The organism is Kribbella sp. NBC_01505, from assembly GCF_045040285.1.
GTDB lineage: Bacteria > Actinomycetota > Actinomycetes > Propionibacteriales > Kribbellaceae > Kribbella.
This window is the reverse complement of record NZ_CP109425.1, coordinates 2,860,310-2,873,133: the sequence shown is the minus strand read 5'-3', so window position 1 is coordinate 2,873,133 and position 12,824 is coordinate 2,860,310. Positions and strand designations below refer to the sequence as shown.

Sequence of the window (12,824 nt, the reverse complement as noted above, 5' to 3'; positions counted from 1 at the left end):
CAAGGCTCAGGACGCCGCGGCTGGGTTGGCGAGTTTGGTGGCCTGTTTGTCCAGCTCCGTGGCCTCTGCGCGGAGTTTGGTGGCGACCTCGCCGCAGCGGGTCTTCCAGGTGCCGATCTCGCCGGTGAGGCGGTCGGTCAGTGGCCCGGACCACTCCATCTTGCCGGCGTAGTCCTTGACCGGGTCGATCAGCTTCTCGACCTGGTCGGCCAGGGTGCGGAGCCGGCTGGCTTGTTTGCGCATCTCCTCGACCTCGGGTGGCGGCATCGAACGGATCTCCTCAACGGCTTCAGATGGCAGGTAGTACTCCTGTCCGGATACATTCTGCTGCATGGGCGACGAGCGCGGGTTCCGGCCGGAACAGTTGGAGCGTCTCGCGGGGTTGATCGGCAAGGTCGCGGTCTCCGCGGACGACGCGTTCAAGCAGGCGGGCAATCTCAGTGCCACTGCCCAGATGACGTCGTTGCGGGAGTTGCCGGGCTGGGCCGAGAAGCAGGACCCCGATCTACGCAAGCGGTCCTCGATCATCCGGCTCGAAGGCGGTGATCCGCTGGCCGGTCTGGCCTGGGCAGGGTTCACGCCCCTGGAGCTGTCCGCGAACGGCGACAAGCTCGACCCCGCGTCGCTGATCTTCGTCAACACCGTCGCCGACTACGCGAACAAGAACCACCGGACCGACCTGAACCGCAAGTCCGGCGAGAGCCTCGACGACTACCTGAAGAGGCTCGAGGCCGCGGCGATCTCGAAGGTCATCCCGGCCCTGGCCCCGCACGAGGCGACCGTGGCAAACGTGCTCAAGGTCGTCGGCGATGTACGCGGTGTGATGACTACCGGACCGATCGTGACCATGCAGGGCGCGGCCTTGCTGCGTCTGATGGCGAACAACAAGGCCTGGGCGCCGCTGACGGCCAAGCTGACCGGCGGCCGGTTCGCCCTGCAGACCCGCTCGGCCGTTGCCCCCGGCACCTATCTCGGCGCGATCACCCGCAAGCTGTTCATGAAGAGTGCCCTGTACCGCGACACGGTGGCGCTGCTGCCCGAGTTCGCCGAGATGGACCGGGTGTCCGGCGCGGTGAACGGCGGTCGCGCCCTCCTGGGCACGCGGGTCAACAACTTCCTCAACCTGACCTTCGGCAACAACTCACTCGCCAAGGTGCTCGGCGGGACGACGCATTCCGGCCAGGCCGTCACGATCTCGGGCCAGGCCAACCTGCTGAAGGTCTGGGCCGCCACCGGCGATGCGTCGAAGCTCGCGGAGTCCGCGGCAATTCTCGGCGTCGATGCGACCAAGCTCACCCGCTTCGGCGCACTTGCCCGTACGGCGGGTGGCCTGCGCACCCTCGGCGTCGTCGGTCAGGCCGGCATGACCGTCTACAGCGCCGCCAACGTGATCTCGCAGGGCAACCCGGTCGACGCCTTCAAGCGTAACGGCGCCGGGTACGTCGCAGACGTGGCCGAGCTCGGTTTCAACGCGTCCCTGACCGCGGCGATGATCGCGCCCAACCCGTTCACCATCGGTGCAACCGTCGTCTTCGGCGCGGTCTATGTCGGGGCGAAGGTCGTGGAACACTGGGACGACATCAAGGAAGGCGCCGGCAAGGTGGTCGACAAGGTCGGTGGGTTCGTCAAGAAGCTCAACCCGTTCGGATGAGGAAGAGACAGATGCCGTCGTACGACAGTGCCCGGGACCGGTTTCGCCTGGCTCAGCAGCATCTCGGCGTACTGGGATGTCTGTATGAGGGTCAGCCCGTCCCAGCCGAGTTGCAGGCTGCGCATGAGGAGCTGAAGCTCACCGGGTTCCTCGCCGAGGACGACAGCGCGATGCCTGAGCTGGCACCGCTGGTGTCCGTGCTGGCCGGCCCGATCATGGTCGTCAACCTCGAGGTCACCGGCCCGGAAGGCGTCACCGGCAACGGTGCGATCCTGGGCAACGACGCCTGCTACGTCTACGAGACGTGGCCCGGTCAGGACGAAGCGGAGTACGTGCCGACCGATCCGTCCACGTTGATCTGGGCGCTCGCCCGCGTGGCCGGCCTGCGCGAACGCGACGCGAAGCCGCCGCAGGCCGCAGTGATCCGTACGACGATGGCCGCGATGGACGCCGGTTTCGCCGAGCTGGGCCGACTCAACCTGGACAGTACGTCGGAAGCGGCCGGGCCGGTGAGCTCCGCGATCGCCGAGGCGAGTGGTCTGGAGGAGCCGGAGTTGACCGTCCTCACCCACCTCCTGCTGCAGCTCACCGGCAACTGGCGGATGACAGTCGCCTGGCCGAGCGCCGACGGCGAGAACACCGACATCCGCGGACTGGCTGTCCTCGACTGCGGCCCCCTCGGCTACTGGGTCCGCGACCTCCCGGCGGAGCCGATTCTCCCGGGTGCGGTCACCCCGGACAGCGAACTCCAGTTGACCTTCGCGACGGCCGCGGAGGTCTGGGAACGCATCACGAACCTCATCCCCGACGAGCTCCCCGCAGCGCCCAAGAACTAACCGTGTCGCCTGCTCACCGCCGCGCTGCGACCGTTGCAGCTCGGGCTCTTGGGCGGGAGGTCGCCTCTGTTGAACCGCACCGGACGTGGGGGCCGACGGTTGTGGTCGAGGTTGTTTTTCGCGACGGTTTGACGGTCTTCGTCAAGGCGGGCGCGAACCAGAACGTGCATACCGAGGCCGCGGTTATCGAGCGGGCGCGCGCAGGCGGCGTACCTGTTGTGGAGGTTTTGGCAACGGGCACCGACGAGGATTTGCCTGGCGGTCGGTGGATGATCAGCCGGGCTGCGCGCGGGCGGACGCTTGAAGATGTCGGGTTGGCTGCCCCGACGGTCAAGCGGAGCCTCGCTGACCTTGCGGAGCACTACGCGCGATTGCACGAGACGACGCTGCCTGGACGCGGGCCGATCGCGCCTGACGGTTCGCGGGGGACACTCGACAGTTGGTCGCAGTGGCAACAGCAGGGCATGGAAGAAGCGCTTGCCAAGCTGACGAACCAGGTCAGTGTTACGTTCGCTGAGCGGGCTAGGGGCTTGTCAGAGCAGTTCGCTGCGGAGCTCGACCGGGCGCCTGCCGCGCTGCTGCATGCCGATCTGGGTGACCGCGAAGTCTTCGTCGACCCGTCGAACGGAGTCGTGACGGCCATCGTGGATTGGGGCAGCGCCTTGGTCGGAGACCCCCTGTACGACGTTGCTCGCTTCGTCGGCGGCGGCCCGGCCACCGACCCTCGGCCAGGCCGGCTCAATCCCTTGCTGCGCGAACGCTACTTCGCGTGCAGGCCTCAGGAGCTCGACCAGGCGAACCGTAGGTTGCTCTTCTATCGCTTCCACATCTGCGTCCTCGAAGCCGCCTGGGAGCCAGACTGGGCGCCGGCCCACACCGCCTGGGCCGACAAGCTCATCACCGAACTTTCCTAAGGACCCGTCGGCGTCAGGGAGGCTTTGTTGTCGGCGACCCAGCGGAGTTCGGCTGCTTCTTCGGCGACTACGCCGTCGGCGACCCAGGTGCGTTGGGGCTCGATGCCTTGGGCGGCCAGGGAGAGTTCGAGGTCGATGGTCGCCTGGCCGCGGCTGATGATGGCGTCGACCACGTCGAACGGTTGGGTCGGGCCGTAGGCGGCCAGGAAGTGCTCGATGCGTTCGCGGCGATCCGGGACTGCTGGGAAGTGGTGCCAGTCCAGGCAGTGCTGGTCCGCGCGGGTCGGTGCGAACCAGAAGAGCGCGTAGGCGACGTCGTCGAGGGGGCTGCCTGGATGCAGATAGTCCCAGTCGAACAGCCCCACGGCCTGCCCGTCTCGCCAGGCGAAGTTCCACGGGCCCGGATCGCCGTGGCAGAAGACCTCGGCTTGCGGGGCCGCGAGTGCTGACTGTCCGAACACCGCATCAGCCGGTGGTACCCAGCTGCGCGATGCATCGTGAATCCGGCGCAGCAGTCTGGCGGCTGACTCAAGTCCTTCGAGCCTGTGCTGATGCTGCCACGCATCACCGCCCGCATCGCCTTCGACGAGACGCAGGGTCTCCGTCGTACCGTCGAGCGACAGTGGTTCAGGTACCACGTCCTCCAGCCCCTGGGCGCGCAGATGCCTCAGGAACGCGTGCACGGTCGCCGTCTGCGCGGCCGCCGTACGAGTGACGATTCCGTCCGCAACACGCACCGGCCGAAACTCGGCGTTCGACTCGACGGCGCGGGCGCGAGCTTCGGTTCCGCCGTCGTGATCTGTGCTCACGCTCGCGGCCACTGGTTCCACTCGTGCCGGCCTGCGCGCAGGGCTGCCAGTGCGCGCCACCGGGGATCTCCGGAGGCCTCCGATTCCGCTTGCATGGATTCAGGTTGTCATCCGCACGCCTGGCCGGCCACCGAGTTTGATGCGGGGCGGACCTGTGCCACTGATCAACTTCCCTAGGGAGTCAGGGAGAGAGTGCGCTGAGCGTGAGCCGAACTAGCCCCACGAGGTTGGTCAGTGGTGGCGGTCCGCCGTCAGTAGGATCTCCTGGCCCCAGCTGTTGACTCGGAGGAACTCGTGACGCTCCCGGCCCCAGCCCGATGACTGTCGACGAGCTGGCCGAGGAGGTCGGCCCAGAGCTCTTCCAGCGCGCCTGCGCAACCGCCTGGGCCACAGCGCCGCAGGTGGGACGCGGTATCCAGCCGGAGTGGCCTACCGACGAGTCCGAGGTGCTGCACGAGCTCTCCTAGCCACCCTCGCCCTCCCACCCACCCGCACAAACACCCTGCAAGAAAACTCAGCTAGGTGGTGGCGGTGGGTGGGATGGCGTCGGCGGAGTTAGATCTGGCCGGCTTTTTCGAGGGCTGCGCAGCAGGTGTTCACTAGGAGGCGGGTGACGGTGTAGGGGTCGATGTTGGCGTTGGGGCGGCGGTCTTCGATGTAGCCCTTCTTGTCGACCTCTACCTGCCACGGGATGCGGACCGAGGCGCCGCGGTCGGAGACGCCGTAGCTGTAGACGTCGTGCGGCGCGGTCTCGTGGGCGCCGGTGAGGCGCTCCTCGATGCCGTGGCCGTAGCCGAGGATGTGCTCGTCGACCTTGCCGGGGGCGCCGAGGGACTCGCAGGCGGTGATGATCGCGTCGTAGCCTTCGCGCATCGCGCGGGTGGAGAAGTTGGTGTGCGCGCCGGCGCCGTTCCAGTCACCCTTGGCCGGCTTCGCGTCCAGCGTCGCGGCGACGTCGTACTCCTCGGCGATGCGGTAGAGCAGCCAGCGCGCCACCCAGAGGTGGTCGGCGACGTCGACCGGGCCGGCGGGGCCGATCTGGAACTCCCACTGGCCGGGCATGACCTCGGCGTTGATGCCGGAGATCGCCAGGCCGGCCTCGATGCAGGCGTCCAGGTGCTTCTCGACGATCTCGCGGCCGAAGACCTCGTCGGCGCCGACGCCGCAGTAGTACGGGCCCTGCGGGGCGGGGAAACCGACGGCCGGGAAGCCGAGCGGACGGCCTTCCTGGAAGAAGGTGTACTCCTGCTCGATGCCGAACCAGGACTCCTGCTCGGCATACTGGGCCGCGACCGGGAGCAGATCGGCGCGGTGGTTGGTCGCGTGCGGGGTGCCGTCGACGAGGTAGACCTCGCACAGCACCAGCTTGTGGTCGCCGCCGCGGATCGGGTCGGGGCACGAGAAGACCGGCTTGAGCACACAGTCCGAGTTGTCACCAGGTGCCTGGTTGGTGCTCGAACCGTCGAATCCCCAGTCCGGCAGCTCCGCGCCGTCGGCGAGAATCTTGGTCTTGGAGCGCAGCCGCGCGCTCGGCTCGGTCCCGTCGATCCAGATGTACTCGGCCTTGTAGGTCAACCGTCTGTCCCTTCATCGCGGCCGTCCCCTCAGGTGTTCCTGAACCGGCCACCATCGACAGTGTCAACGAGCCATTACGGACCTGTTGCTCGTTTGTGAACGCCGTGTAAACCGGCAGCCCGGTACGACGCCTGTCAGCGTCTGCGGGCTAGCTGGGTGTGATGCTCTCGGGCTCGCCCTGGTCCGGGTACCACGTCATCTCGATGTCGTCCGCGACGACCAGCCAGCGAGCGGTGGCGTCCATCGACCACCACTCGACCTCGCGGACGAGGCGGCCGGCATCGTCGAGACGCAGCTCGTCGTAGCGCCAGTCCGCGTGACCTGTGCCGACTGTGAAGCCGTCGAACGTGTAGGAGTGCACCGTGGGGTAGCGCAGCTTGATGTTGCCGTCGTCGTAGGCGCCGCGCAGTGTCAGCTCGAGCGAGAGCAGCCGGTTGTGCCAGTGCGGCTCGCCAGGTCCCATGCGTTCCGTGATGGACATGGATTCCAGCCGGCTGTCGTGCGGACCGCGGTGGTCGTAGGAGGCGTAGTACCAGTCCGTCCGGGCGAGGTGCAGTGCGCCGGCCGGGAACCGATCGGCGGACTTCTCGACGTACTCGGCGTAGGCGGTGAACCCCTCGGGGGTGCGGCCGTCGGACTGCAGCATGAACATGCCGGGCAGTCTGCCAGCCGCTAGGTCAGTGGAGCTGTGGTCCAGGTCCAGGTGCCGTTGGTGCAGGTGAAGGTCCAGCTGAGGGGCTCGCCGGTCTGCAGATAGGCGACTGCAGGAACGGCGAGGGGCGGGTAGGGGAGCTGGGTGAGGAGTGCGGCGGCTTCGGCGGGTGGGAACCAGGCGGCCTCGAGGATCGCGCCGTCGGGGTCGTCTACAGCCAACGTGTCGTCTTCCACCGTCGCGGCGTAGTTCCACGCGTTTGAGGTCAGCTCGCCGTCGATGATCACTGTGATGTGCCAGACGAGCTGCAGCGCGCTCTCTGCGGCCTTTAGACCCGTCTCCTCGGCCAGCTCCCGGACCGAGCCCGCCTCGGGGCTCTCGCCGTCTTCCACGGTTCCGCTGGGCGGACTCCAGTACGGCGCGTCCCACGTCTCGTACTGCTCGCGCACCAGCGCGACCCGGCCGTCGTACGTCGCGATCACTCCGCCAAACCGTCGCACTGTCATGGCTGAAGAATATTCCGGAAGGGGAGCGTCCGGAACCGGGATTACGGTTCTGGACATGAGCGAAACACCATGGGAACCGCCGTTGGCGGGCAGCGAGGTTGAGCAGGTACTGGGTGCGTTGGAGCGGTTGCGCGCGACGTTCCGGTACAAGGTGGACGGGCTGGATGCCGCTGGGCTCCAGGTGCGGATCGGGGCGTCGAGTGTGACGTTGGGCGGGTTGCTGAAGCACCTGGCGGCCAACGAGGACTACATGTTCAACGTCAAGCTCAGAGGGCTGCCGATCGGTGAGCCGTGGACCAGTAACGGGTGGCGGGACAACAACGACTGGGAGTTCGACTCGGCGGTCGATGACTCGCCTGAGACGCTGTATGCGTTGTGGGACGGCGCAGTGGAGCGCTCGCGCGAGCGGGTGGCGGCTGCGTTGGCAGAGGGCGGCATGGAGCTGCCAGCACACATCAGCTGGCCGGACGGGCGGCATGCGAGTCTGCGGCGGCTGCTGTGCGACCTGATCGAGGAGTACGGGCGTCACACCGGCCATGCGGATCTCATCCGGGAGGCGGTCGACGGTCGGGTCGGTGAAGACCCGCCTGCAGGCTGGCGGCCGGCCGTGTCAGTTCAGTAGCTGCAGCGCCTCGTCGTACTGGGCGCGGTCAAAGGTGAACGGACCGAAGCCGCTGTAGTCCCACTCCGGTCGGTGCGGCTGCCTGAAGCTGTCCCAGGTGACGGTGTCCGCGTCGGCGTGGATCTGCGCCGCTAACGGCCAGCAACCCATGTCGCCGCAGTCACAGCCGAGGAGGGCGTACGGCGTACCGGGCCCACCAGTCAGGTAGGCACGCAGGCCACTGGGCAGATCGCCGTACAGCACCAGGCCGGCGTAACCATCTGCTGGCTTGAGACCCTCGTTGCGTTCGTAGCGGGCGACCAGTTCGATGAGACTGACGCCGTTCACGAGCGGAACGAGCTCAGTGCCGCTGTCCTCCCACGGCCGAAGCTCGAACCCCACCTGTCGCATCGCACCAGCCTAGGCGCGCTTGAGCGTCCCGTCAGGTGTAATAACGACGGTCGCCCGTGCTGACCCGACCCGTAGGTTGAGCAGCGTCTGGCCGGCGCGCTGCGTAGTGGTGTAGCTGACAGCCGCATCGGCGTGGGCGGGCACGATCACCGACAGGATAGAGGCAGTCCGCCCCGATCGCGCGAATCCGACGACCGGCGCCGGACTGCGCTTGTCGATCGTCCGGTACTGCCAGCTCGACCCCACCCGGGCCGGGCTGGTCGGTTCGCCGTACGGGACCTGCAGGAGCACCGTCTTCACGGTGTCACCCGGCCGCTGCGCCACCACCGAGCCCTTGCCGTACGGCGTCACCCGTTGCCCCGCAGGCAGATGCCACTGCGTCTCGTAGGCACGCCGTACCGCAGACGTCCCGCGGTCGAGCACCACCATCAGATCCGGATCCTTGAGCACCAGTACGTCGCGGGTCCGGCCCGCATCGCGGAGTTCGTAGAACTCAGACGCGTCCTGCACCACCGACCGCGTCAACCGAGTAGCCGACGCACCAACGCCCGACACCGTCATCACGTTGTGCGCGGACTGCCCCCGCGCCCATCGCTGCCAGTCGTCACCCTGGTACCCGGCGTGACCGCCGTCCACCAGCACGTCACGTCCCAGCGAGGTGTAGGTGATCGACATGTGGTCGTCGTGCCCGTGCAGTCGGCGCACTGGCCCAAACCTGATGCTGTACGTCGATTCCGCGCCGAATGCTCGCTCAGAACCCCACCCGGTCCGCCCGAACACGTACCCCGCGTCGAAGATCCCCACTCGCTCCGCTGGCCGAGTCCCACGCTTCCCCAGCGTCCCGGCGTACTCAAGCGGCGTACCGGCCACTGGCGCCGTCTTCACAACCTCAGAGTCACCAAGCTGATGCAGATACCCGAGTGAGTTGGTCGCCAGCGCCAGCCAGCGCGCCATCTGCGCCCGCCGCGCTGTGATCGTCGGACTCGGGTCGACCCCACACTGCCCGAGTACGTCGATCGCCCGTCCCCAGAGCGAGTAGTTGTACTGCGCGTAGGCCGTCGACTGCTCATTCGTCGACCCCTGCGCGTCGATGGCCGTCTTGATGCCTGCATCGAGCCGATCAGCCGCAGTCCGCTTCAGCTGCGCACGTCCCAGCGTGCACCCCACTCCGAACAGCGCGAGGCTCTCTTCGGTGCCATGGTTCCAATCACCGCTCCAGTGCTGCTGCAGGTACTGCGCATGCTGCAGCAACGCGGTATCGATCCACCGGTACGCCGCAGGCAGCTGGGTGGCTCGCAGTCCGGACAGCACGGCCTGACGCAGGCAGATGAGCACGTTGGTCCGGTGCATGGTCGACTCGGTAGCGCCCGCGTCGTCCCGCCACGGATACGGGTTGTCGCGGACCCAGTCGTGCGCGATCGCGTCCACGCGTTGCAGCGCTCGCTTGTCGCCCGTGCCGGCCGCACGAATCCCCTGCCCGAGCCAACGCAGCGAGTGCAGCCACATGTACCAGCTGGGATTGCCGGCCGGATTGAGCCGCCAGTCCACGTCCCCATGCCCGTCACCGACCTTGTACGGCGGTGTCGTGCCCCAGGCGAACGTGTCCCGGTAGAGGTTCTGCACGGGGTTCGGTCGCTCGATACCGGAGTACGACGCGCAGGTGTACGTGTTGCGCTCAACAGGCGCGGCTGGAGCCGCCTGCTCCACAGTCACCGGTGTAGGACGAGTAGACGACTCTGACACCTGGTCCGGAACCACCACGGACCCGATCACTACCGCAGCAGCCACCACTACAGCCGCAGGGCGCGAACGCAGGCCGGTGGCGCGCTCACCACCCCGGCCGGTGGGCATTACTCCGCGCTCTCCAGCGCCTGCGCGATCAGCGCGTTCCGAGCCTGCTGCCCGGCCGGCTGCGTGGTGTGGATACCGTCCCGCAGGTACGCCCTGACCTGACCCGGCCGCGCCGACAGGAACTCCGACCACCGCACCACCCGCAGATTCGGGTATCGTTCGGCCGCCTTGTCGAGCGCCTGGTTGATCACTGCGCTGTTGGCCCGGTCCGCGGACTGCACGGCTGCGGACTTGTCGAACCGATTGGCGTGCACGTTCACCCAGTACACGGTCCGCTGCGGTCCGGCGAGCTTCATCGCCTGCTCGACCTCGGTCGCGAACGCGGCCGGCTCGAAGATGTCGTTCGTCCCGACCGCCATGACGATCCGGTCCGGCAGCCCGAACTTCCGTGACCACTCCGCCAGCGCATCCACCGCGGCCGATGCAGGCTGGCCAGACCAGTCGTGCACAGCGATCGGCTTGCTGGTCTGTGCGGCCACCTGCGCCTCCAGCGCCGGCCCGTCCTGTACGGCGATGCTGTCGCCGAACATGAACACCCCGTTGCCGCGGACCGTGGCCCGGATCTTCACGTCACTGGAGATCCGCCGGCTCAGGTTCTTCCAGGGACCCAGCCGCCCGGAGCTGGACCGCCCCGTTGACGTCGTCCGAGGAGGGACATCAGCTGAGGTCCGGGGCGCAGCCGTAGGCCGTGGAGTCGGCTTCACCGGCGCGGGAGTCGGCGTCGGCGTCCGGTCGTCCACTGCTCCAGTAGCCGCGACAGTCACCAGCGGCTGGTCCACCTTGGACACCGCCTGCACCACAGCCATCGTCGTACCGCCCAACAGCGCGACCGCTGTCAGAGCGCCACTGAGCGCCATCCACCGGCCGCTGATGAGCCTCCACGGACCGACGAACAGCTCGCGGCCCGCATCCCGACGACTCAACCCGCCCTCCATAGCTCAAGCTTCCGACCGCCTTAACTTACCCTGCCGAGGCGGTCGAAAGCCTCCTGAGCTCAGGACATCCGGACCAGCGACCCGCCGCCGGTGACTCCCACGGACGTCTTCACCCCGTCCACAGTGAGGTCGATCACGAACGTCGTACCGGACATCCGGGTCGTGTAGCCGACCTGGCCGTTCAGCCGCACCGGAACGACCAGCGACAGCGTGCTGACCGACTTGCCGACCCGGGCGAACATGACAGTCGGGGCGGCGGTCCGCCTGGTGATGTCCGGGAAGACCCAGCCCTGCTTCGGGTTGGTCACGCCCCGCTTGACCAGCGTGGAGCCGGCCGGAACCGCGACTCCCCGGTACGGCACCTGCAGCAGCACGGTCCGGGTGTTCTCACCGGCCTTCTTCGCGACGGCCCCGGTGCGGGAGGACACCGTGGCGGTCTGGTCCGACGGGAGGTGCCACAGGGTCTGGAACTGCTGAGACGTCTTCGCGGACGCGCGGTCCAGCGTCACCAGGACATCCGGCTTCCGGAGGACCAGCACGGCACGGGTCCGGCTGACACCCGCGGCAGGCGTGTCGGTCATCTCGTAGAAGTCCGCGTTGGACTTCACCGTGTACCGGGTCAGCTTGGTCACCGGATTCGCATCGGCGAGCTTCGGAGTGGTCATGGTGCTGTGGGCGAACGGGCTCAGCACCCACGGACGCCAGCCGTTGTTCACGTAGCCGGAGTACCCGCTGTCGACGATGATGTCGCGGCCGCGGGCCTGGTAGGTGACCGAGGTGTGGTCGACGTGGCCGTGCAGCTGGCGGCGCGGACCGAACCGCAGGCTGTACGCCGTCTCGTTGCTGAACGGAGTCGTGGTCCCCCAGCCGGAGCGGCCGAACACGTAGCCCGCCGAGTAGACCTTGACCCGGTCCTTGGGGGCGATGCCGGACTTGCCCTGGGTAGCGGCGTACTCCGCCGGCGTACCGGGGATGTTGTACGTCTTCGCGGTCTCGGTGTCACCGATCTGGTGCACCAGACCCAGCGGGGTGGTGGCGTGCGCGATCCACGTCGCCAGCAGCTCGCGGCGTACCCGGATCGTCTTGCCCGGGTCGACACCGCAGTCCTGTAGAGCCTTCGACGCGCGGCCCCAGAGGTTGTAGTTGAACATCGCGTAGCCGGTGGACTGCTCGTTGGTCGAGCCCTGGGCGTCGATCGCGGTGGTGATCGACTTGGCCAGCCGGTCCTGCGCGGTCTTCATGTAGTCGGTGCGGTTCAGCGTGCACCCGACACCGAACATCGCGATGCTCTCGTCGGTGCCGTGGTTCCCGGCGCCACTCCAGTGCGCAGTCATGAACCTGGCGTGGTTGATCAGTGCGGTGTCCAGCCAGGAGTACGAGGCCGGCAGCGTCTCCACACCGAGGTTGGCCAGCACTGCTTGCCGGGTGCAGATGAGCACGTTCGTCCGGTGCATCGTCGACTCGTGGGCGCCGACGTCCGACAACCACGAGTACGGGTTGTCGTTCACCCAGTCGTGCACGATCGCGGTCACGTGGTCGAGCGCGGCCTTGTCGCCCGCGGACGCCGCGTAGATGCCCTGACCGATCCAGCGCAGCGAGTGCAGCCACATGTACCAGCTGGGGTTGTTGTGCGGGTTGAGCTTCCAGTTGATGTTGCCCTTGCCGTTCCCGACCTTGTACGCCGGGAAGTTGCTCCAGATGAACGTGTCGTTCATGACCGCGCTCAGCGGTACCGCGTCGTCGATGCTGCTGAATCCCGGGCAGACGTACTTGCCGGCGGCCGCGCCCGCGCTCTTGGCCTGCGCGCGCGGCTTGATGTCGGTCACCGCCTCGCCGGTCACCGGCACGTAGTTCGACGTACCCGGCACGAACTGCGACTCGGTCGGCTCCGCGACGTCAGGCAGTACTTCGATCCCCGGACCAGTTGCCGCGAACGTCGGTGCGGCGGGTCCGGTCAGCGCGATCCCACCCACTCCCGCCAGGACGAGAGCAACGGAAAGAACACGTTTGAACACCACGAAATCCCCCACCATGAAGCTGCGCCCAGGCAGCACCCCAGAAACCCGTTGTCCCCCGACAACTC

At 67.6% G+C, this 12,824-nt stretch carries 14 protein-coding genes; 5 read left to right on the top strand and 9 right to left on the bottom strand.

Annotation, left to right across the window (positions count from 1 at the left end):
- Positions 1–6: 6 nt before the first annotated feature.
- Entirely contained in the window at positions 7–333 is a 327-nt protein-coding gene (locus tag OG474_RS13450; protein WP_405062604.1) for a hypothetical protein, read from the bottom strand.
- Here OG474_RS13450 and OG474_RS13445 point away from each other — a divergent pair.
- The 3 genes from OG474_RS13445 (at position 332) to OG474_RS13435 (ending at position 3,401) form a co-directional block, all read left to right on the top strand.
- Entirely contained in the window at positions 332–1,651 is a 1,320-nt protein-coding gene (locus tag OG474_RS13445) for a hypothetical protein (protein WP_405062603.1), read from the top strand. The two genes, OG474_RS13450 and OG474_RS13445, sit on opposite strands and share 2 nt — an antisense overlap.
- Complete coding sequence (locus tag OG474_RS13440; protein WP_405062602.1) at positions 1,648–2,487, top strand: hypothetical protein; 840 nt, start codon at positions 1,648–1,650, stop codon at positions 2,485–2,487. Before OG474_RS13445 ends, OG474_RS13440 begins: the two co-directional genes overlap by 4 nt.
- A gap of 101 nt (positions 2,488–2,588) precedes the next feature.
- Entirely contained in the window at positions 2,589–3,401 is an 813-nt protein-coding gene (locus OG474_RS13435; RefSeq protein WP_405062601.1) for a phosphotransferase family protein, read from the top strand.
- Here the strand turns inward: OG474_RS13435 and OG474_RS13430 are convergent.
- Positions 3,398–4,210, bottom strand: coding sequence for a phosphotransferase (locus OG474_RS13430; protein ID WP_405062600.1), 813 nt, complete (start codon positions 4,208–4,210; stop codon positions 3,398–3,400). The two genes, OG474_RS13435 and OG474_RS13430, sit on opposite strands and share 4 nt — an antisense overlap.
- Positions 4,211–4,527: 317 nt before the next feature.
- On the opposite strand from OG474_RS13430, the gene OG474_RS13425 reads away from it, so the two are divergent.
- Positions 4,528–4,677 carry a hypothetical protein gene (locus tag OG474_RS13425; RefSeq protein ID WP_405062599.1) on the top strand — a complete coding sequence of 50 codons (150 nt, stop codon included), beginning with the start codon at positions 4,528–4,530 and terminating at the stop codon, positions 4,675–4,677.
- An 88-nt stretch (positions 4,678–4,765) separates the two neighbouring features.
- Here the strand turns inward: OG474_RS13425 and glnII are convergent, their stop codons facing one another.
- The 3 genes from glnII to OG474_RS13410 all read right to left on the bottom strand — a co-directional run bounded on the left by glnII (position 4,766) and on the right by OG474_RS13410 (position 6,943).
- Entirely contained in the window at positions 4,766–5,785 is a 1,020-nt protein-coding gene (gene glnII / locus OG474_RS13420; RefSeq protein ID WP_405062598.1) for a glutamine synthetase, read from the bottom strand.
- Positions 5,786–5,933: 148 nt separating this feature from the next.
- Positions 5,934–6,437 carry a hypothetical protein gene (locus OG474_RS13415; protein WP_405062597.1) on the bottom strand — a complete coding sequence of 168 codons (504 nt, stop codon included), beginning with the start codon at positions 6,435–6,437 and terminating at the stop codon, positions 5,934–5,936.
- Positions 6,438–6,457: 20 nt separating this feature from the next.
- On the bottom strand, positions 6,458–6,943 hold the full coding sequence (locus tag OG474_RS13410; RefSeq protein WP_405062596.1) for an NUDIX hydrolase: 486 nt from the start codon (positions 6,941–6,943) through the stop codon (positions 6,458–6,460).
- 55 nt (positions 6,944–6,998) lie between these two features.
- Here OG474_RS13410 and OG474_RS13405 point away from each other — a divergent pair, with 55 nt between their 5' ends.
- On the top strand, positions 6,999–7,565 hold the full coding sequence (locus tag OG474_RS13405; RefSeq protein WP_405062595.1) for a DUF664 domain-containing protein: 567 nt from the start codon (positions 6,999–7,001) through the stop codon (positions 7,563–7,565).
- On the opposite strand, the gene OG474_RS13400 is transcribed toward OG474_RS13405, so the two are convergent.
- The 4 genes from OG474_RS13400 to OG474_RS13385 all read right to left on the bottom strand — a co-directional run bounded on the left by OG474_RS13400 (position 7,554) and on the right by OG474_RS13385 (position 12,756).
- Positions 7,554–7,955: a hypothetical protein gene (locus tag OG474_RS13400; protein WP_405062594.1), complete on the bottom strand. Its 402-nt coding sequence runs from the start codon at positions 7,953–7,955 to the stop codon at positions 7,554–7,556. The genes OG474_RS13405 and OG474_RS13400 overlap by 12 nt on opposite strands.
- Before the next feature lie 9 nt (positions 7,956–7,964).
- Positions 7,965–9,668, bottom strand: a complete 1,704-nt coding sequence (locus OG474_RS13395; protein WP_405062593.1) for a heparinase II/III family protein — start codon at positions 9,666–9,668, stop codon at positions 7,965–7,967.
- Between the two features lie 137 nt (positions 9,669–9,805).
- Positions 9,806–10,729: a hypothetical protein gene (locus tag OG474_RS13390; protein ID WP_405062592.1), complete on the bottom strand. Its 924-nt coding sequence runs from the start codon at positions 10,727–10,729 to the stop codon at positions 9,806–9,808.
- 71 nt (positions 10,730–10,800) lie between these two features.
- On the bottom strand, positions 10,801–12,756 hold the full coding sequence (locus tag OG474_RS13385; protein WP_405062591.1) for a heparinase II/III family protein: 1,956 nt from the start codon (positions 12,754–12,756) through the stop codon (positions 10,801–10,803).
- Between the last annotated feature and the right edge of the window lie 68 nt (positions 12,757–12,824).